Origin of the sequence: Nocardia beijingensis NBRC 16342, from assembly GCF_001612785.1 — a bacterium.
Lineage (GTDB): Bacteria > Actinomycetota > Actinomycetes > Mycobacteriales > Mycobacteriaceae > Nocardia > Nocardia beijingensis.
On record NZ_BDBC01000010.1, the window covers coordinates 279,012 to 298,058 of the forward strand.

Genomic DNA, 19,047 nt, shown 5'->3' on the forward strand with positions numbered 1-19,047 from the left:
CTGCCGATACGCTGAGCGCCGTGGCACGACAACCTTGGGTGGACACCGCGGAAGCGCGGCGTTCCACGCGCGATCGCCCCGGTCGCGACGAGCGCCGCCGGGCCATCGTGCAAGCCGCGATCGCGGCGATCGAGGAGGACGGGCCGCACGCGCTGACCGGAAAGATCGCCGACCGCGCCGGACTGGCCCGCACGCACGTCTACCGGCATTTCGCCAGCAAGGAGGAATTGGACCTGGCCGTCGCCCGGCACGCGCACCACGATCTGACGGAGCGGATTCGCGCGCGGCTGGCGGTGGACGGCACGCCCATGGACGTCATTCGCGCGCCGCTGGCCCAGCACGTGCGCTGGGCCGCCGAGCACCCGAATCTCTATCGTTTCCTGGTCGGACGCGACTACCGGCGCGGCCGCAACGAGCCACGCGTCGGCGGGAGCGCGTTCGCCGCCGAGATCTCCGCGGCGGCGACGCGCTATCTGCCGGAATTCGGGGCCGACCCGCTGGCCGCCGACCGGGTGGTGGTCGCGCTGCTCGGTTTGGTGGACGCCTCGGTGCGCTGGTGGCTGGAACACCACGACACCACCGAGACCGCACTCGTCGACCGCCTTGCCACCGAGTGCTGGCTGCTCGTCGACAACCGGCTGCGCGCGCTGGGCATCACGATCGATCCACGAAAACCCCTGCCGGGCAAGTGATTCGGTGGCCGTCGCGGGTCAGCGCGCGGCAGGCACCACTTCGCGGGTGATGGCGTGCACGAAATCGGGCAGATCACCCGGGTTGCGCGACGTGAGCAGAGTCCACCCGCCCTCGGCGGAGCGCACCGCCGCTTCGTCGACCCACTCGCCGCCCGCGTTGACGATGTCGGTGCGCAGCGAGAAGTAAGAGGTCAGCGTCTTGCCTCGGACCAGTTCGGCGTTCACCAGCAGCCACGGGCCGTGGCAGATCGCGGCGATCGGCTTGCCCGCGCCGGCGAACTCCTTGGCCAGCTCGATGGCCCGGTCGGTGACCCGCAGCTTGTCCGCGTTCACCGTGCCGCCGGGCACGACGAGCACGTCGTAATCGTCCACGGAGACCTCGTGCAGCGACGCGTCCGGCCGCACGGCGGTGTCCTTCTCGGTGTCGTGCAGGTAGGTCTGCACTTCTTCTCGCTTCGGCGCGGCATGGGTGACCCGCGCGCCACGCTCGCGTAGTTCGTCGCGCGGCACCAGCAGTTCGTCCCGTTCCACTCCCGTGTTCGAGGTGATGATCAGCACCCGCGTCCCATTGAGCTGATCGGTCATGAGTGCTCTCCTTCCGTCGGGATGGTTCTTCTTTCCGGCATGCCGCACACGGGCCGGGCTAAACCTCGCCGGAGGCGCGATCGGCGGCGCTGGGCGCGGCGGGCCTCTTCCTCGCACGCACCCGCCGACCCTCGGGGCTGGGGCTCGCCGCATTGTTCGTCGTCATGCTGCCCGCCAATGTCTACGCGGCTGTCTCCGGCATCCCGTTCAACGGCGCACCCGCGACGCCGCTGTGGGCGCGCATCCCGGAACAGGTGCTGTACATCGGCGTCGCCCTGTGGGCAGCCGGGATACTGCGGTCCTGGTGGCGCGGGGCCGGAAGCCCCCGGACGACCGCCGCGGCGAACCGCACGATCGCCTGACGTTCATCCGAAAGCCGCCGCTCCCAAGACCTTCGACGGCGACATTCGCGAATCATGCACAGTCGCAGGCGTACTGGCGTCCGAGGCGGGTACACCGAGATGGTGAGTGCTTCCAGGTATTGGGGCGCGCTCGTCAGCGCGCTCGCGACCGCTGTCGCGGCATCCGTCCTTTCCCTCGCCCCCGCAGGTGCCGAGCCCGCGCGGGAGCGCGTGGTCGGGCAAGTCCCGCTCGGCGGCTCGGTTTCCCAGATCGATGTCTATTCGCCGTCCATGGATCGGGTGGTCACCAATCGGGTGATCCGCGCGGCGGGCGGCGGTCGGGCGCCCACGCTCTACCTGCTCACCGGCATCGGCGGTGGCGTCGACGGAATCTCCTGGTGGGACGACACCGACGTCCGGGAGTTCTTCGCGGACAAGCACGTCAACGTGGTGATGCCGGTCGGCGGCGCCTACAGCATGTACACCGACTGGCTCGCCGACGATCCGGCGGTCGGGCGCAACCGCTGGCAGACCTATCTCACGCGAGAACTTCCCGCGACGCTCGACGCCGAACTCGGCGCGTCCGGGCGCAACGCGATCGCGGGCGTCTCGATGAGCGCGGGATCCGCGGTCGACCTCGCGATCCAGGCGCCCGACGTGTACGACGCGGTGGCCGCCTACAGCGGATGCCCGTGGGCCGCCGACGCGGCGGGCGCGGCGATGGTGAGCGCGCAGGTCATCCGAGGCGGGGGCAATCCGGCGAATATGTGGGGCGCTCCGGGCGAGGTGGTCTGGCGGGCGCACGACGCTTTCGCCAACGCGGCCGCTCTGGCCGGGAAGACCATCTACTTGTCCGCCGCCTCCGGCACGCCGGGCGCGATCGACCGCGGTCTGCCCTTTCCGCCCATCGAGGCGATAGCCGGCTCCTGCACGGCGGCCTTCGCCGATCGTCTCGACGAACTCGGGCTGCCCGCGATCCACGTGAACCGCGCGGAAGGCTCGCACACCTGGGGGCAGTTCGAGACCGACCTGCACGATTCGTGGCCACACCTGGCGCGCGCCCTCGGCGCGTGAGGCAGGCCGCGCCTGCCTCGTCGTGACCGCAGCGGCGCGAGGCCCGGCCTTGGCCGCGACGGGCAGGAGCACACCGGAATCCGCTGGCGCCGAGTGCTCTTCGAAGCCGCCCACGAGGGTGACCACGTCGTTTCACCACGCTCACAGCCGACGCTGTCTCGCTCGAGTGAGCCGAAGACCCGACACGATCGCCAGCCCGACGGCGGCGAGCAGCGCCGCGACGGCGAAGGTCACGTGCGTTCCCTCGGCCACCTGTCCCGGCGTAGCGCCGATCACATCGCTCGTCCCCGCCGCCAGAGCGAAGACCGACCCCATGACCGACGCACCGGTGACGAGACCCAGATTGCGGGAAAGATTCAGCATGCCGGAGACGAGGCCCCGCTCTCCCGGGTCGACGTCTCGCATGACCGCGGTGTTGTTGGCGGCTTGGAACAGGGCATACCCCGCGGTGGTGACCACCAGCGGCAGCACGTACCCGATGACGCCCGCGCTCACGGGCAGCAGCGCCAGCGCGGCGGTGCCGCCGATGACACCGGCCAGCCCGGCGCTCACCATCGTCGCGGCCCCGAGGCGATCCGTAGCGCGCCCCGCCGGCACGCCGATCAGAGCCGACACCGCGGGACCCGCCGACATCACCAGACCGACCGCCGCCGGGTCCAGGTGCAACGCACGGGCCAGGTGGAACGGCCCGACGACGAGCGTGGCCATCATGACGGTCGAGACCAGCGCACTGGTCGCCAGGCCCGCGGCCAGGGCCGGATCCCGCAGCAGCGCGATCCTCAGCAGCGGCGCGGAGATACGCGTCTCGACGAGGACGAACAACGCGAGGCAGGTTCCGCCTGCCAGCAGCAAGCCGACACCAAGCGAGCCGAACGCGCTGCCCCCGATGGTCATGGCCGAGGCATAGGCCCCGAGCGCCAGCGCGAGCAACACTGTGCCCGGGATGTCGAAACGCGCACGCGCCGCGGGTGGTTTCGCCGCGGCATCCGGCACGCGCCTGGCGAGAACGAGGGCGAGCAGCCCGAGCGGCGCGACGGCGAGGAAGATCGCGCGCCAGCCGAACGCCGCGATGAGCACTCCGCCGAGGGACGGGCCGAGGGCGGTGCCGACCGCCGACATCGTCCCGAGCAGTCCCATCACGCTGCCGGTGCGGTCCTTGGGCACGATCTCGCCCACGAAGGCCATCGTCAGCGCCATCATGCACGCCGCGCCCGCTCCTTGCAGCGCGCGGGCGACGCCGAGGAAGACGAGATCCGGCGCCAGACCGCACAGCACCGTCGCGGCCGTGAACAGAGCGATACCGCCGAGCAGCAGACGGCGCCTGCCCGCGATGTCGCCGAGACGACCGGCCCCGACGATCAAGGTCGTGGTGGACAGCAGGTAGGCGAGCACCACCCACTGCACTTCATGGAAGGAGGCGTCGAACGCCACCGCCATGGTCGGCAGGGCGACGTTCGCGATGCTGATGCTCAGCGAGGGCAACAGCATGGAAAGCGACAACGCCAGTAATCCAAGAGACGTGGATGGACGGCGCACGGACGTGTGTGGGAGGGATTGCGCTGATCTCAAGACGACCTCTTCCGTAAGGATGACGCTCTGGACGCTAGGCCCGGCTCTCACCTGGCGGAAGACGCAAAGTCGGAAACTAGTCTGTGCACCGAACGCCATATCCCACGCTTCTGTGAGATCGTGAGCGCATGGCCCGGCCCGATCTGAATCTGCTGATCACCTTGGACGTTCTGCTCGAGGAGGGCAGCGTGACCAGGGCCGGCGAGCGGCTCGCGCTCAGCCCTTCGGCGATGAGCCGCCAGCTCGCGCGGTTGCGTCGGGCCACCGGCGACCCGCTGCTGGTACGGGCAGGCCGGGGGCTGGTGCCGACGCCACGCGCCGTCGAGCTGCGCGAGCGTGTGCGCGGCCTGGTCCGGGATGCCGAAGAAGTGCTGCGCCCCGCCCACCACCTCGATCCGGCCGAGCTGGCGAGAACGTTCACCGTGCGCAGCAGCGACGGGTTCGTGGAGCGGTTCGGACCAGAGCTGGTGGCCGAGATCGGCCGCGCGGCGCCGGAAGTGCGACTGCGGTTCGTGCGGAAGACGAAGAAGGACACCGCCCCGTTGCGCGACGGCGGCACAGACCTGGAGACGGGCGTCATCGAGCGCGCGCTGCCGCCCGACATCGCGAGCAGGCCGCTGTTCACCGACCGGTTCATCGGAGTGGTGCGTACCGAGCACCCGCTGAGCGCCGGAAAGGTCACCGCGGCCCGGTACGCCGCCGCGCGGCACGTGCACGTCTCCCGGCGCGGTCTGGACGAGGGGCTGGTGGACCAGGCGCTACATCCGACCGGCCACCGGCGCGACGTCGTCACCGTCGTGGACGGCTTCGGCGCGGCCTTGGCGCTGGCGCGGGCGGCGGATCTGGTCGCGACGGTCCCCCGGGAGCACACCGCGATTCTGCGGCATGGCATGCATTCGTTCGATCTGCCGTTCCGCGCTCCTGAGGTGACCGTGTCACTGCTGTGGCACCGCAGGCTCGACGCGGACCCGGCTCATCGGTGGCTGCGCGACCTGGTGTTCGGGGTGTGCGTTCGACTGTGCGGAGCTCACAGACCTTCGTCGACGGGATAGCGGGCGGCGAGCCCGGACCGGTCGCCGAGCCCGAAGTTCATGACGAGGTCGTCGGCGACCCGCACCAGCACGTCGCGACCCTCGACCGCCGCCGCCCACTCCATCGGCAATCCGGAGACACCGTGGACGGCGCCGATCAGATTGCCCGCCACCGCGCCCGTGGAATCGGAATCGCCGGAGTGGTTCACCGCGAGCAGCAGCGCCGCGCGGGCGTCGCCGGTCCTGGCCGCGCGCAAGGCGCAGTACACCGCGATGGCCAGGCATTCCTCGGCGACCCACCCTTCACCCACCAGCTCGACCTGCTCGGCGGAAACCGGATGCTCGGACAATTCCGCGGCCCGGGTCAGCGCCGCGACCGTCTCCGCGCTCGAAGGGACGGCGGCGAGCTGAGCGATCGTGTCCCGCAAGGCGATCGGCAGCTCGATTCCGCTCACCACCCGGTCGACCAGTGCCGCGAACGCCCCTGCGGCGAGATAGCCCGTCGGATGCCCGTGGGTCAGCTGCGCGGCACGCGCGGCGGTGGTGAACGCGAGATCCGCGCCCATTCCGCACAATCCGAAGGGCGCCGATCGCATGACGGTGCCGCATCCCTTCGAGTGCGGATTCACCGGTCCGCTCTCGCCGAACGCGACCGGTGCGAGATATCCCCGTGCCTGCTGCCCGAGACCGGACATGCACGCGTTCCCCGGCGCCCGCACCGCGTACAGGAACGGCAGGCTCGCCAGCCACCCGTCGACGTGCGGCGCGGGCCCCTCCTGCCGCTGCGTCTGCAACCAGCGCAGATAGGCTCGGCGCAACGCGGGCACCGGGTCGGCGCCTGGCACCGTACGCAACAGCCCTTCCGCGGTAAACAGAGTCATCTGGGTGTCGTCGGTGACCTGTTGCGGCGCGTCGCCGTCGTGCTGAGGCAGGAAGCCCGTCACGCCCTCCTCGCCGTACCGCTGCCGGATCTGCTCCAACCGCAGGAACTCGATCGGCCAGCCGAGCGCGTCACCCACCGCCCCACCCAACAGAGAACCCCGGACCCGATCGAAGACCGCCATGTAATCCGCCACGGCACACCATCATCGCGCATGGCGCGCCATGCTGGTCATCGCACTCGGCCCGGACGGCACGACGCGCGCCCGTGCCGTCACTCCCCCTACCGAGGCGCCGCCGGGAAACTAGCGGCGCAAGTATCCGGTCGGCTGCCTGCGACAATGCGAGCACCGAAAGGAGAGCCCATGGCACGACCACGCCGGCCGCTGCTGACCCGCGACCGCATCATCGACACCGCCCTCGCCCTGGTCGACGCCGAGGGCTTGGCCGCTGTCTCGACGCGGCGGCTGGCCACCGAGCTGGGCGTGCAGGGTCCCTCGCTGTACAACCACGTCCGCACCAAGGACGACCTCATCGATGCCGTGGTCGACGCCGTTCTCGGCGAGATCGACGTCTCGATGTTCGCCGGATTGTCGGCCGACGATCCGGACTGGCGCACGTCATTGCGCGAGTGGGCCCGCTCCTACCGCACCGCCATGGCGGCGCACCCGAACATCGTGCCCGCGTTGGCGAGCGGTCCGGGTCATCGCCCCAACGCGTTGCGCATGGCCGACGCGGTCTTCGGCGGCCTCGTCGCGGCGGGCTGGCCGCGGCGGGAGGCCACCACGGTCGGCACCACCATGCGCTATTTCCTCACCGGAGCGTCGCTGGGATCGTTCGCCGCGGGCTTCCCCGCCGACGTCGCGGTCTACGCCGACGCGTATCCGCACCTCAACGAGGCGCATCTGCTGGCAGAGCGGCAGCAGCGGATCGATCGCGACGCCTTCGAAGTCGGCCTGGAGTCCCTGCTGGACGGACTGGAAAATCGCTACCGGCGTCTCGTCGACGGCGCGTAGCTCGACCGGGTCACCACAGCGGCAGTGGCGGCGAGGGCGGGAACACCACCGGAAGGGCGGTCAGCGCGCGGTGGAAGGGACCGGGACGCCAGGTCAGCTCGTCGGCCGGGACCGCGAGCCGCAGTTCGGGCAGCGCGTCGAGCAGTTGATCGATGGCGTCCTGAGCGATGAGGTAGGCCAGCGAATTCGCCGGACACGCGTGCGGGCCGCCGCCGAACGCGAGGTGGGCGCGGTTGCCCGAGTACCGTTCGGCGCGGATCGCGGGGTCGGTGTTGCAGGCCGCGATGCTGATCACGACCGGCTGGTGGGCGGGCAACCAGACATCGTCGATCAGGATGGGCTGCTTCGGGAAACTGAAGCAGAAGTTCGCCATCGGGGGATCGTTGAACAGCACCTCGTCCAGCGCGTCCCGGCTCGACAGGCTGCCGCCCAGCACACTGCCGCCGAACCGCTCGTCGGTGAGGATGAGCAAGAGCGTGTTGACGATCAGATTCAGTTGCGGCTCGATCCCCGCGCCGTAGAGCGTCCCCAGCTGGTGCACGACTTCGGCGTCGCTCAACTCGGTCGGGTGCCGGAGTATCCGCGTCGTGATGTCGTCACCCGGCTCGGCCCGTTTCAACACCGCCAGCTCACCCAGCGAGCCGATGAGCATCTTGTTCCCCTCCTCCGCGTCGACGCCCTCGAAGATCGCGGCCATACCGCTCGCGGCGCGCTGCGCGATCTCGGCCGGGCACCCCAGCATGGCGTTCAGCACCGCGAACGCGAGCGGAAAAGCGTACTGCCGCACGATATCCGCCGACCCGTCCGCGCAGAACGAGTTGATCAGCGGCGTCGCCAGCTTCGCGACGGTGTCGTGCAGGCCGTACAGGTCCACCTCGGCCAGGCCCGCGACGTTGGCTTGCCGATAGCGGGCATGCTCGGCTCCGGCGTTGCGCAACGCGTTCGGCCGCCACTGCATCATCGGCAGCACCGGGCAGTCGGCGGCGATGTCCTGCTGCCAGGCCCGTGGGTCGGCCGGAAAGTGGTCCGGATCGTTCAAGATCCGCACGGCCGTGTGATACCCGAGCACCAAGGTGGCCGGCACGCCCGGCGCCAGTTCCACCGGCGCCAGCGATCCGTACCGCTCCCGCATCGCGCGATAGGCGCCGTGCGGGTCCGCGGCGAATTCGTTGGCGAACAACGGAATGCGCGGGCCGTCGGTGTCGATCGGCGAACCGTGCTGTGCGCGGCTGTACGCGGAGGACGTTGGCATCGTCATCGAAGAAGCTCCAGGCGGTCGAACAACAAGATCCGTGAGCCTAAGCAGCGCGCAGGGCGTCCGCACCGGAAACGACTCGAGATGACCGGCCAGCGCAAGTTGCTATAGAATTGCCCCGATATTCGACGCGTTGACCTGATCGAAGGCGAATCGCACCCGCTGTGTCGAGTGCGCCGGTCGAGCGCAGGTAGCACGGCGGCCGTGCGCGAACTGCAACCCGAGGACGGCACGCCATGACAGACGTCGACTTTTGCGTAATCGGCGGGGGATTCGCCGGATTGACGGCCGCGCTGCGGCTGAAACAGATGGGTCGATCGGTGGCGCTGCTGGAGGCCAGAGACCGGCTCGGCGGGCGCACCTTCACCCAGGTGCGCGACGACGGGTCGTGGATCGATCGCGGCGGCGCCTGGATCGGGCCGGGCCAGGACCGCATCCGAGCGCTGATGACCGAGTTCGGCGTCGCGAGCTACAAGCAGTACACCGGCGGCGAGGCCATGATGGTGGTCGACGGCAAGCAGCATCGCTACACGGGGACGATCCCGTGGACCATGAGCCCGTGGGCGGCGATGAACCTCGGCGCCGTATTCCTCGAGCTGGGACATATGTGCAAGTCGGTGCCGCTGGAAGCGCCGTGGGCGGCGAAGAAGGCCGACAAGTGGGATCAGGTCAGCCTGGCGCACTGGCTGGAAGCCAACGTCCTGTCCAAGCCCGCGCACGATCTGCTCGAGACCGCCATCGCCGGTTGCTACACCTCGGCGGCTTCGGAGGTCTCGTTGCTTTTCGTCCTGTACCAGATGGCCTCCGGCGGCGGGCCGAGTTTCGTTCTCGGCGTCAAAGACGCGGCGCAGGACGCGCGGCCGATCGGGGGCATGGGTGCGATCTACCGGCCGATGGCCGCCGAACTCGGCGACGCGATCCACCTTTCGCAGCCCGTGCGCTGCATCCACCAGGACGATTCGGGAGTGACGGTCCGCGGGACCGACCTGAGGGTGCGGGCGCGCCGGGCGATCGTGACCGTCCCCCTCGCGGTCGCAGGCCAGATCTCGTACAAACCGATGTTGCCCGCCGACCGCATGTTCCTGCATCAGCGCATGCCGAGCGGTGCGATCATCAAAGTCTCCGTCGTGTACGACGAGCCGTTCTGGCGCGCCGACGGTCTGTCGGGGCAGTCCGCAGCGCCGGGCTCCCCCGCGACGATCACCATCGACGCGTGCACGGACACCGGGCGGCCCGGTGTGCTGTGCGTCATCGTCGAGGGACCCATCGCACGGCAGCTCGCCCGGCTCGACGAGACCGAACGCCGGCGCGCGATCCTCGACGCCCTCGTGGAACGATTCGGCCGGAAGGCGGGCGCGCCGGTCGACTACCTCGAACAGGACTGGAGCGCCGAGCGTTACTCCGGCGGCGGGATGCTCAGTCACGCGCCCACCGGTGTGCTCACGCAATTCGGTCATGCGCTGCGGGAGCCGTGCGGCCGTATCCACTGGGCGGGCACCGAGAGTTCCGCGGTCATGTGCGGCTGGATCGACGGGGCCATTCGCTCCGGCGAACGCGCGGCCAGCGAAGTGCTCGAGCACGAGACCGCGGTGGTGGGCTGACCGATGCGCACCGACGGAGACGTATGGGACATCGTCAGCAGTGTCGGGCTCACCGCCTTGGGAGTCGCGACGTTCCGGGCGCTGGAGACAGCCGCTCCCGATCCGCTGATCCGGGACGATTATGCGCCGCTGTTCGTCGCGGCCTCGGGTCACCAGCATTTCATCGGACTCTTGGCGGACCCGTCCCCGCTGGACGACATACCGCTGGTGCCCGGGTTCATGGGCTTTCGCACGAAGTTCTTCGACGACTTCTTCCTCTCGGCCGCCGCGTCGGGCGTTCGGCAAGCCGTGATCGTCGCGGCGGGGCTGGACGCGCGGGCACAGCGCCTGGACTGGCCCGCGGGGACGACGGTGTTCGAGATCGATCAGCCCAAAGTGCTGGAATTCAAGGAGAAGGTGCTCACCGAGCACGGCGCGCGAGCGAAGGCCGAGCGGCGCACGGTGCCGGTGGACCTGCGTGAAGACTGGCCCGCCGCGCTGCGTGGCGCGGGCTTCGACCCGGGTGCGCCCACCGCGTGGTCGGCCGAGGGGCTGTTGCCCTATCTGCCGGGCGCGGCGCAGGACAGGTTGTTCGAACACATCGATGCACTGTCCGCGCCCGGCAGCAGGCTGGCGGTGGAGAGCTTCGTGGCCGGAGTCGACGTCAAACGCTTCGCGAGCGTCGAGTCCAAGTACTTCGGCCAGTACAACCCGTTCGGGACTGTCGATCCGGCCGAGCTGTTCTACGACGACGAGCGGGCCGATCCGGCCCGGTGGCTGGCCGAGCACGGCTGGTCGGTGCGGGCCGAGAGTCCGAGCGAGCTGGCCGCGTCCTACGGCCGGTCGGTCCCGGATCTCCCCGATGACCTCGACGACCTGTGGCGGCAACCTCGGCTGCTGACCGCTGGGCGGTAGCAGTCGTCACATCTTCGCGCTGCGGGCCATGACGAAGCTGTAGAGCCCGTAGGTGATGATGCCCAGGCCGGCGACCAGGAGCAGGGCAAAGCCGAAGGGTTGCGCGCCGAGCGTCTTGATGGCTCCGTCCAGTCCGGCGGACTTGTTCGGATCGGATTCGGTCGCGGCGAGGATCACCAGCAACCCGACTGCGGCGACGGCCAGTCCCTTCGCGATGTAGCCTGCCGTGCCGAGCCGTCGCACGAAAGCGCTCGGCGTCCCGCGCAGGTCGTCGAGGAAGTTCTGCGTGGCGCCTTTGTACACGTGATAGCCGCCGACCGCGATGATGATCAGCCCACCCACGACGAGAGCGATCGTTCCGGCGGTGTTCTGCATCAACCGTGCCGTGAGCCCCACGCTCTGACTGCTGCTCGACCGCCCGCTGCCGTGGGCGAAACGGAACGCGGTGACAGCCAATCCCGTGTAGACCGCGAACAGGGAGAAGGCCTTGACGCGGTCGAACGCCTCGGATTTCTTGCTGTCGGCCGCCGGTTCGGACGCTTTGCCGAAGAAAGCTTCCATCAGCCGCCACAGCGCCATCACGACGAACGCGGCCCCAGCCACCCACAGCGTGATCGTGCCGCCCGGCTTGTTCGCCAGTTCGGCCATCGCACCGGATTGATCGGCGTTCCCACCGCCACCGAACGCGAGCCGGATGGCGATGTAGCCGATGAGCAGGTGCACGAGGCCGGACATGACGTAGCCCGCGCGGGCGAACCCCGCGAACACGCTGTTCTGTGCGATGCGCCCGGCGGTGTCGGAAAGGCCGGTGTGGGTCATTGGTACTCCTCCCATCCCAGGTGCCACGACAGAAGCGCCGCAGGACACCGACCGGATACCCAAGTCCGCCGCGAACCCACCTGCCCATCTCGGTGCCTCGCCGATCCACGATCGCAGCGGTGCGCGCCCTCGTGTCAGCGGCCGGCGGGTGCGCGTCGCGCGAATACCGGTGCGCGCTCCGCCCGAATCCCGACGCCGCCCAGGTAGGCGGTGAGACCGCGAAGGGGCGGGACCTGCCGCAACGCGCGCAGCGGCCCCGGCAGGCGATGGGGATCGAGGGTGCCCGACAGCGCCGGTCGCAGGAGCATCTCGTGTTCGCCGCGCTGGGATCGCTGGGTCACGATCGTCGGCAGTGACCTGCGGTGCTGGACCCGCCCGAGATGGCGGGCGCCGATCTGCCCGCCCAGCAACGGTCGCGCCAGGATTCGCGCGGCGGCGACCGCGTCCTGGATGGCGAGGTTGACTCCGACGCCGCCGACCGGCGACATGGTGTGCGCGGCGTCGCCGATGCAGAGCACGCCGGGGGCGTGCCAGCGGCGCAACCGGTTCATCTCGGCGCGAAGCAGTTTCACGTCGTCCCAGGATCGAATGGCTTCCGTCTGCCGCGTCGACCAGCCGAACATCCCGGCCAAGCGTGTGCGCAAGACCGAGATGTCGTCGGCCCGCCGGTGCGCGTCGGTGCCTTTGGCGATCAGATAGGAGGTCTGGTAGTAGTCGCCGCGGTCCATGGTGACCGCGACCTGGCCTGCGCCGAACCAGCCGAACACTTCGCCGTCGCGGGTGTCGTCGCCCTTCGGAACGCGGACCTGCCAGACATCCATCGGGACGTCGAACGCCCTGACCGGCAGCCCGGCTTCCCGGCGGACCGTCGACCAGCGACCGTCGCAGCCGACGGTCAGCCGGGCGTCGAGTTCGTGGTCGGCGCCGTCGGCGTCGCGGTAGCGCACGCCGGTGACCCGCCCGCTGTCATCGCGGCGCAGGTCGGTGACGGCGCAGTTCATCCGCAGTGTGAACGACGGTTCCTCCGCCGCGGCGGTCGCGAGCAGGTCGAGGAAGTCCCACTGCGGGACCATCGCGATGTACTTGTGCCGGCCCGGGATTCGCCGGAAGTCGGCCATCACGACCGTGGTGGCTCCGATCCGGATGCGCATCTGTTCCAGCCGCCTGGCCGGAAGCCGCGCGAATCGCTGCCCCAATCCAAGTTCGTCCAGCAGCCGCAGGGTCGAGGGATGAACCGTGTCGCCACGGAAGTCCCGCAGGAAATCACGATGCTTCTCGAGCACCGTCACCTCGACCCCGGCGCGAGCCAGCAGCAGGCCCAGCATCATCCCGGCCGGACCGCCACCGACGACCACGCATTGTGTCCGTTCAACCATGCCGCCACGGTAGCAAAACTTAGACAGAGTCTAATTTTAGAGGGTGTGTAACAATCGATCCTGTGGCTGAGCGTCTCGGACTGCGGGAACAGAAGAAGCGCCGCACCCGTCGAGCGCTGGTGCGGGCCGCTCTGGCGCTGTTCGACGAGAAGGGCTACGACCACACGACGGTCGCGGAGATCGCGAGCGCCGCGCAGGTGTCGTACGCGACGTTCTTCAATTACTTCACCGCCAAAGACGAGGTGATCTTCGCCGACGACGATCTCTACGACGATCTGCTGCGCGAGGTGTTCGACCACCGCGCACCGGACGAGCGCCCGGCCGATCTCCTGCTGCGCGCGATCGAGCACCTCAGCACCGCCACGTCGTGGAGCTTTCCACTCGACCACGAACTCACCCGCCTGCGCGCCCGCCTCATCGCGGAGGTGCCCGCACTACGCGCCGCCGCCCTGCTGCGCAACGCCGCGCTGCAGCAGCGGCTCGCCACCGCCTTGCGGCAGGCCTATCCGGACGACGTCGACGCCTTGCACGCGGCGGCGCTCACCGGCGCGCTCGTCGGAGCCGTCGATGCCGCGCTCACCTGCGTCGCCACCGGGGCCGTCACACCGGACACGATCTCCGCCGCCGTCGGCGAAGCCGCCAGAATCGTGCTGCGAGGTCATCTGTCGAATCACCGAACCTCGGCGAAGCCGGACCACCTCCCGAACCCGGACGCTTGACCGGTCCCGTCCGCCGACTCACACGGTCGCCGCTGGAACACCGTTTCGCGTACCGACCGGCGGCTGCCGCTCCTGGCCGAGAGCGGCGCTGGCCCGCGGCCATACCCGGGCCAAGGCGAGCAGGTGCCGCAGATCGGTGTCGAAATCTCGTGCGCCCAGCGGCGACCGCGACACGACCACCGCCCGCACCGGTGGCCTGCCCGTCTTCCTGGCCTGCACGGCATAGGCGAGCCGGTGCGCGTAATCCGCTGTGCCAAGGGACGATTCGTCATCCTCCGGAAAGTACGGCCGCAGATGCAGGAGCGCATCGCGCACTTCGACCGCCATCCGAAGCAGGCGTGTCGCCGGGGGAACCCGTTCCCGCGTGCTGGTGTCCGGCACGAGCACGATTTCCGGCACCGCCGCGGTGAGATCGCGCCACAGCGGTCGCAGCCTGCGGCAGGAGCGGGCAGGCCGGTCCAAGCCGAGGCGTTCGAGCAGCCAGGCGCCCAGCGGCACCGCGAGCAACGTCGAACCGGAGACGAGACAGACGACGGTGATGGACTCCACGCGCGGCAGGTGCGGCCCGAGATCGGGCCACCCGGTGAGCATCTGCATCGTGGAGAGGAGCTGATTGGCCAGGATGCAGGCGGTGTCGATGATGAGGGCGTAGTAGAAGACCTTTTCCTTCGCCGATTCGGTGCGGCGCAGCCAGCGGCCCCCCATCCACAGCAACGTCATCGCGCTGACCGCCATCGGCCCGCCGAAGGCGACCGCCAGCACCATCCCGTCGAGATCCGAACCCATATCGATGGACCGGCCCCGAGCATGGGCGTGCGAGCCCGCACCGAGGATGGCGACCGCCGAGACCGCCGCGACGAGACAGTAGCCGCGCTGACGTCGCCATATCGCCGCCACATCGCCGTCGGCATCCCAGAATCGAGCGAGCCCGAGCATGTACATGGCCATCACGACCAGGCAGCCGAGGGCGGGCAACTGCGCCAATTCCGCGACGGCCGTCGTCCAAGTGCAGCGATACAACGCCAGGGCGAGCAGGCACCACAGCAGTATCCGATTGAGGAACTGATCGGCGATCGTGTCGCGGAACAACAGCAGCCTTCCGGCGGTCAGCGCCGAGGCGTACCCGAGCACCGGCCACGCGATGAACCCCGGCAGCGGCGACAACACCATCGAACCACTCCCCTCGCCTCCACCGACCTCTCACGCGGTGCCGAAAACTACACTGGCGCGAGCATATCCAGCACCGAGAAGCGACCTCCCGGCTGGCACGGCGTCGCGAACTCGCCCGCGCTGACAGTAGACGCGAACGACGTGACCGGCTGCGAGCGAATCATTCCATCACTGCCCAAGAGCAGGTCAGCGCCTGTCGCGTACCGGCAACCAGCGGGCGTGATCGCGGAAGCCGGGGTTGACAACTCGTGGATCTTCGCCTGTCGCAAGGATATTCGTGATGGACTCGACATTGGCCGCGAGTATCTCCTGGAAAGACTCCTCGGTAGCGCCTGCCGCGTGCGGCGTGACGAGAATCTTGTCGTTGCCCAACGCCAGTAAACCCAGGGGATCGTTCCCGCTGGAAGGCGCCGGGACGATGTAGTAGCCATCCATGGCGGCGGCCGCGAGGCGACCGTCGAGCAGGGCGGTTCGCAGCGACGCCGCATCCACGAGCTCCGCTTCGGACGTGTTGATCAGGATCGCGCCGGGCTTGACGACGGCGAGTTGGGCTTCGCCGATCATCCGATCCGTCCGCGGCCCGTAGGGAACATGGAGACTGATGACATCGGCCTCGGCGAGCAGCTCGGGCAATTCCACCCGGCGAGCGGCCGTAAGTCTTTCCAGCTCCGGTTTGGCTGTCCGGCTCACGTAGACCACTCGCATCCCGAACCCGTCGGCCGCTATCCGGGCGACGATTGTGCCGATGGTCCCCATCCCGATGACGCCCAGCGTCTTCGCGTGCAGATTGCGTGTCGTGATCCCACCCCAGCGACCGGCTTTCGTCTCCACCGCCAGGTCCGTGATCCTGCGCCAGGCGTCGAGCATGAGACCGATCGTGAATTCCGCGACCGCGCGCGCATTGGCTCCAGGCGTGTTGGTCACGGCGATGCCCGCCGCGGTCGCTGCCGCGGTGTCGATGTACGACTCGTACCCGACACCCATGAACGCTATGACTTTGAGGTCGTCGGCAGTGGACAACGCGGCAGCGGTAGCTCGCTCGATACCGCCGAGAATGTACGCGTCCTTCCCCACCAGAGCGCGCGCCAACTCGCTCTCGGACAGGTCGGAGCGGCGCACTTCCACCTCGAGATTCTGCCGCCGCAGCCACTCGATATCGGCCGGCGCCGGATCAGCGCCGGTGAGCAGGGCACGACAACGGCTCGATCGGGCGCTCATGGTCATGCGTCCTGGGCCGCGAGCCGGTTCGCCGTGTCTCGCAGCAGCCGCGCACCCTCCAGCATCAGCCGCGGATCGCGGGCCAAGGCGACGCGAACGAAGTTTCGCCCGCGTTCCGGCCTGTTCCAGAAGAAGTTCGTTCCGGGTAGAACGTGGACCCCCGCGCGGATCGCCTCCCGGACGAATTCTTCGCAATCCATCCCCTCCTGAAGACGCAGCCAGTCCACCGAGACCGGCGATCGCACGCCGGTGAGGAATTGCAATTCCCCGCCCGAAAGGATCGACCGGAGGATATCGCGGTTCTGTAGCACAGAAGGCAGGATGCTGCGTTCTATACCGTTCCTCGAACTATCCTCGATGAATTCCGTCAGAATGCGCAGGTGAAAGGGGGAGACGCTTTGCAACAGGTCGTCGTGCAGCCGGTACATCTCTGTGTACATATCCGGACTGCACACCGTCAATCCAACCTTCATTTCACTGGTGGCCCAGGTCTTCCCGGTGTCTTCGAGCACGATGTACGAGATCCCGGATTCCTCCAGGATCTCGTACTGCGACCAACCGGTCGGCAGCGGAGCGAAGAAGCGGAACGAGGAATCCAGAACCAGGGTGCACCGACGGTCGGCACAACACTGGACCAGCGTTCCGAACTCCGATTCGGACAGCGTCCATCCGGTGGGGTTGTTCGGCGATACCAGCCACACCACCGCCGGATCGAGTCGAGCCAGCGCCGCAGGAAGGTGTTCGGCGGTGCAATCCTGTTCCGGCAGCGGTACCAGCTCGACGTTCTCGCGGCGCAAGATCGAGGAAATATTGTCGAAAACCGGCTCTATCAGAGCCACTCGCTTGCCCGCGCGGGCACAGTGACTTGCCACCATGGTTATCGCGGACGACGCGGAGTACGACAGCATATACCTGGAGAGATCTCGATGCATCGGCTCGCAGGCCAGGCGCAGAAAAGCAGTGAGGAATTCCTCTTCCAGTTCGGACTGCGACCGCTCTCGTGCCTCGTGGAACAGCTCGGGAAATCGCTCGACGATCTTCTTTTGCGAGGACGTCAACGGCTGCCGGCAATGGGCATCCGACAGGTTGACGGCCCGATCGAGACTGTGCCTCTCATAGGTCGTGCTGGTCGTGTGACCGAGCGGATTCGGGTGAGGTGAGCTGTGCGGACGGACAGATGTCACGGTTGATGAAACCTTCGAGGTGGTAGTTACGACCCGGTGGAGGGCTTGCGGCGGATCGAGCCGGTCGGTCGCCCATCGCCGGAAGTCACGGCGATCGACGGAACCCGCATGGTTCAACCCGGTGGACGGCTCCATGGAGAGCCGTTTCGCTCATGCGGTGGAGGTGTTCTGGTCCAAGGCGTCGGGACGCGTCGCACCGCGGGCGCACCCGAGTCGACAGCTTCGGAATCCGATGTCGATACCGGCGGTGATTCTGTTCGAGCGAGACGCCTGCGAACCGGACTTCTCGACGAATTCTCGAAAGAGTAGATTCCGCCGAGGCGGATCTGGAGTGTGCCGTCCGCGGTGCGTGCCGTGGTGATCTGCGCGACGTCCAATATTCGCCTTGCCGCGGTGACTATCGGTGTTCGGCTCATTCGTCCGTGCGCCCCGGATATGGAGTCGGCGCGCGCCGCGATTCGGCCGAGCGCGAGACCGCCGCCGATGCCGATCGCGGCCGCGGACAGGATTCCGCCGGACGAACCGCCGAAGTCGACGGATTGGCTGGCCACGATACTTCCCATGGCTACACCCACCCACATCAGACTGAAATGGAAGCCGAGGGCCTCACCTAGTGCGTCCTGAGACGCGGCGGCATTCATCTGATCGCCGCACGCCGGGAAAACCGCACCGGCGAGCACACCGACCACGAAAACGGCTACGGCCAGCAGGACCGGCCCGGATGCGACGGAACAGAGCAGGACACCGGCTCCCAGGGCGGCCAGCAGAACATAGGGCGAAATGGTTGTGGAGAGCGCGCCGTAACCGTACCCACCGACCACCGCACCGGCCGCACCGATGGCCAGCACCAGTCCAGTGGCATGCTTGGCGTGCATATCGTGCATCGCCGTGATGACACTCAATTCCTCCGCGCACAGGACGGCAGCGGCTGCGGCGTATCCGACACAGGCCGTCACGAAACCGGTCTGTAGCCAGGATCGCCGTGGGGCACGCGGGGACATCCCGCTCGTATCGGTTCGCAGCGGTGGGTTCAGCCTCAGCAACACGACCCCGCAGCCCACCGCCACCAATCGGACCCCGAGCAGCACCGTCGCCGTGTCCCAGACATTCATGATCGCGACGCCCAGCGGCGGTCCGACCAACAGGGACACATCCGCGGTGATCTCGTACGCCGCGAGCGCCGGTCGCCGCTCGCGTTCGGTCGTGGCGACCGTAATGGCCTGTTTCGCGACGTTGATGACGGGCATCTCGAACCATCCCGCCAGCGCCGCGAGCAACAGCAACAGCGGAAACGGAGCGAATGGCGCGATGAGCCAACAGATCCCGTTCACCAAGATCGATGGAGCCATGGTGGCCCGCAGACCCAGTCGATCGAGCCGCGGGCCGCGCCGTAGCTCGGTGCCGGCCAGACACAGGTAAACCACAGTGCTCAGTAGGCCCGCGGCACCGTAGGAGAGGTGCAACGTGTGCCGCACATGCATTACCAACAACAGGGATTGGGAGTTGAGAACAATGCGGAACAGTAGGCTGACCAGCACCATATTGCATACTGTCCGATTTGCCAGAAGCTCGCGGTAGGCGTTCACTCCCACTCACCTTTCGGCTGGAACACTCGTGCTCTCAA

General features: G+C 68.4%; 18 protein-coding genes. 8 read left to right on the forward strand and 10 right to left on the reverse strand.

The window, feature by feature from the left end; genetic code table 11:
* Nucleotides 1-20 precede the first annotated feature (20 nt).
* Nucleotides 21-692, forward strand: a complete 672-nt coding sequence (locus NB3_RS06515) for a TetR/AcrR family transcriptional regulator (protein ID WP_067797939.1) — start codon at nt 21-23, stop codon at nt 690-692.
* A gap of 18 nt (nt 693-710) precedes the next feature.
* On the opposite strand, the gene NB3_RS06520 is transcribed toward NB3_RS06515, so the two are convergent.
* Nucleotides 711-1,277 (reverse strand): type 1 glutamine amidotransferase domain-containing protein, encoded by a 567-nt coding sequence (locus tag NB3_RS06520; protein WP_067797942.1) that lies wholly within the window; start codon nt 1,275-1,277, stop codon nt 711-713.
* Nucleotides 1,278-1,366: 89 nt separating this feature from the next.
* On the opposite strand from NB3_RS06520, the gene NB3_RS35795 reads away from it, so the two are divergent.
* Together NB3_RS35795 and NB3_RS06530 are read left to right on the forward strand one after the other, a co-directional pair.
* Nucleotides 1,367-1,639 (forward strand): DoxX family protein, encoded by a 273-nt coding sequence (locus NB3_RS35795; protein ID WP_503826324.1) that lies wholly within the window; start codon nt 1,367-1,369, stop codon nt 1,637-1,639.
* A gap of 99 nt (nt 1,640-1,738) precedes the next feature.
* Nucleotides 1,739-2,692, forward strand: coding sequence for an alpha/beta hydrolase (locus NB3_RS06530; protein WP_067797949.1), 954 nt, complete (start codon nt 1,739-1,741; stop codon nt 2,690-2,692).
* Between the two features lie 141 nt (nt 2,693-2,833).
* Here NB3_RS06530 and NB3_RS06535 read toward each other — a convergent pair whose 3' ends face one another.
* Nucleotides 2,834-4,192: an MFS transporter gene (locus NB3_RS06535; protein WP_218020535.1), complete on the reverse strand. Its 1,359-nt coding sequence runs from the start codon at nt 4,190-4,192 to the stop codon at nt 2,834-2,836.
* A gap of 197 nt (nt 4,193-4,389) precedes the next feature.
* On the opposite strand from NB3_RS06535, the gene NB3_RS06540 reads away from it, so the two are divergent.
* Complete coding sequence (locus tag NB3_RS06540) at nt 4,390-5,313, forward strand: LysR family transcriptional regulator (RefSeq protein ID WP_067797955.1); 924 nt, start codon at nt 4,390-4,392, stop codon at nt 5,311-5,313.
* On the opposite strand, the gene NB3_RS06545 is transcribed toward NB3_RS06540, so the two are convergent.
* Nucleotides 5,289-6,368, reverse strand: coding sequence for an ADP-ribosylglycohydrolase family protein (locus tag NB3_RS06545; RefSeq protein ID WP_157111564.1), 1,080 nt, complete (start codon nt 6,366-6,368; stop codon nt 5,289-5,291). The two genes, NB3_RS06540 and NB3_RS06545, sit on opposite strands and share 25 nt — an antisense overlap.
* 168 nt (nt 6,369-6,536) lie before the next feature.
* On the opposite strand from NB3_RS06545, the gene NB3_RS06550 reads away from it, so the two are divergent.
* The gene (locus tag NB3_RS06550; protein ID WP_067797958.1) at nt 6,537-7,187 is read left to right on the forward strand and encodes a TetR/AcrR family transcriptional regulator; all 651 of its coding nucleotides are present in this window, start codon (nt 6,537-6,539) and stop codon (nt 7,185-7,187) included.
* Nucleotides 7,188-7,197: 10 nt separating this feature from the next.
* On the opposite strand, the gene NB3_RS06555 is transcribed toward NB3_RS06550, so the two are convergent.
* Nucleotides 7,198-8,445, reverse strand: coding sequence for a cytochrome P450 (locus tag NB3_RS06555; protein WP_067797961.1), 1,248 nt, complete (start codon nt 8,443-8,445; stop codon nt 7,198-7,200).
* A gap of 233 nt (nt 8,446-8,678) precedes the next feature.
* Between NB3_RS06555 and NB3_RS06560 the strand changes: the two genes are divergently transcribed.
* Nucleotides 8,679-10,043 (forward strand): flavin monoamine oxidase family protein, encoded by a 1,365-nt coding sequence (locus tag NB3_RS06560; protein WP_067797963.1) that lies wholly within the window; start codon nt 8,679-8,681, stop codon nt 10,041-10,043.
* A gap of 3 nt (nt 10,044-10,046) precedes the next feature.
* Nucleotides 10,047-10,937 (forward strand): class I SAM-dependent methyltransferase, encoded by an 891-nt coding sequence (locus tag NB3_RS06565; RefSeq protein ID WP_067797966.1) that lies wholly within the window; start codon nt 10,047-10,049, stop codon nt 10,935-10,937.
* A gap of 6 nt (nt 10,938-10,943) precedes the next feature.
* On the opposite strand, the gene NB3_RS06570 is transcribed toward NB3_RS06565, so the two are convergent.
* Both NB3_RS06570 and NB3_RS06575 read right to left on the reverse strand, forming a co-directional pair.
* On the reverse strand, nt 10,944-11,756 hold the full coding sequence (locus tag NB3_RS06570; protein ID WP_244891787.1) for a DUF1206 domain-containing protein: 813 nt from the start codon (nt 11,754-11,756) through the stop codon (nt 10,944-10,946).
* A 134-nt stretch (nt 11,757-11,890) separates the two neighbouring features.
* Nucleotides 11,891-13,132 (reverse strand): FAD-dependent oxidoreductase, encoded by a 1,242-nt coding sequence (locus tag NB3_RS06575; protein ID WP_084485860.1) that lies wholly within the window; start codon nt 13,130-13,132, stop codon nt 11,891-11,893.
* A 62-nt stretch (nt 13,133-13,194) separates the two neighbouring features.
* Between NB3_RS06575 and NB3_RS06580 the strand changes: the two genes are divergently transcribed.
* Nucleotides 13,195-13,851, forward strand: a complete 657-nt coding sequence (locus NB3_RS06580; RefSeq protein WP_067797974.1) for a TetR/AcrR family transcriptional regulator — start codon at nt 13,195-13,197, stop codon at nt 13,849-13,851.
* A gap of 18 nt (nt 13,852-13,869) precedes the next feature.
* On the opposite strand, the gene NB3_RS06585 is transcribed toward NB3_RS06580, so the two are convergent.
* The 4 genes from NB3_RS06585 to NB3_RS06600 form a co-directional block, all read right to left on the reverse strand.
* Entirely contained in the window at nt 13,870-15,021 is a 1,152-nt protein-coding gene (locus NB3_RS06585) for an MAB_1171c family putative transporter (RefSeq protein ID WP_067797977.1), read from the reverse strand.
* A gap of 186 nt (nt 15,022-15,207) precedes the next feature.
* On the reverse strand, nt 15,208-16,245 hold the full coding sequence (locus tag NB3_RS06590) for a 2-hydroxyacid dehydrogenase (RefSeq protein ID WP_084485862.1): 1,038 nt from the start codon (nt 16,243-16,245) through the stop codon (nt 15,208-15,210).
* On the reverse strand, nt 16,242-17,558 hold the full coding sequence (locus tag NB3_RS06595) for a pyridoxal phosphate-dependent aminotransferase (protein WP_084485864.1): 1,317 nt from the start codon (nt 17,556-17,558) through the stop codon (nt 16,242-16,244). Before NB3_RS06595 ends, NB3_RS06590 begins: the two co-directional genes overlap by 4 nt.
* On the reverse strand, nt 17,537-19,009 hold the full coding sequence (locus NB3_RS06600; protein WP_157111566.1) for an MFS transporter: 1,473 nt from the start codon (nt 19,007-19,009) through the stop codon (nt 17,537-17,539). Before NB3_RS06600 ends, NB3_RS06595 begins: the two co-directional genes overlap by 22 nt.
* Nucleotides 19,010-19,047: the final 38 nt, after the last annotated feature.

Coding starts and splice junctions, on each gene's coding strand:
- NB3_RS06520 (WP_067797942.1), bottom strand. CDS start 1,277: ATGACCGATCAGCTCAATGGGACGCGGGTGCTGATCATCACCTCGAAC.
- NB3_RS06530 (WP_067797949.1), top strand. CDS start 1,739: ATGGTGAGTGCTTCCAGGTATTGGGGCGCGCTCGTCAGCGCGCTCGCG.
- NB3_RS06540 (WP_067797955.1), top strand. CDS start 4,390: ATGGCCCGGCCCGATCTGAATCTGCTGATCACCTTGGACGTTCTGCTC.
- NB3_RS06550 (WP_067797958.1), top strand. CDS start 6,537: ATGGCACGACCACGCCGGCCGCTGCTGACCCGCGACCGCATCATCGAC.
- NB3_RS06555 (WP_067797961.1), bottom strand. CDS start 8,445: ATGACGATGCCAACGTCCTCCGCGTACAGCCGCGCACAGCACGGTTCG.
- NB3_RS06560 (WP_067797963.1), top strand. CDS start 8,679: ATGACAGACGTCGACTTTTGCGTAATCGGCGGGGGATTCGCCGGATTG.
- NB3_RS06565 (WP_067797966.1), top strand. CDS start 10,047: ATGCGCACCGACGGAGACGTATGGGACATCGTCAGCAGTGTCGGGCTC.
- NB3_RS06570 (WP_244891787.1), bottom strand. CDS start 11,756: ATGACCCACACCGGCCTTTCCGACACCGCCGGGCGCATCGCACAGAAC.
- NB3_RS06575 (WP_084485860.1), bottom strand. CDS start 13,132: ATGGTTGAACGGACACAATGCGTGGTCGTCGGTGGCGGTCCGGCCGGG.
- NB3_RS06585 (WP_067797977.1), bottom strand. CDS start 15,021: ATGGTGTTGTCGCCGCTGCCGGGGTTCATCGCGTGGCCGGTGCTCGGG.
- NB3_RS06590 (WP_084485862.1), bottom strand. CDS start 16,245: ATGACCATGAGCGCCCGATCGAGCCGTTGTCGTGCCCTGCTCACCGGC.
- NB3_RS06595 (WP_084485864.1), bottom strand. CDS start 17,558: ATGGAGCCGTCCACCGGGTTGAACCATGCGGGTTCCGTCGATCGCCGT.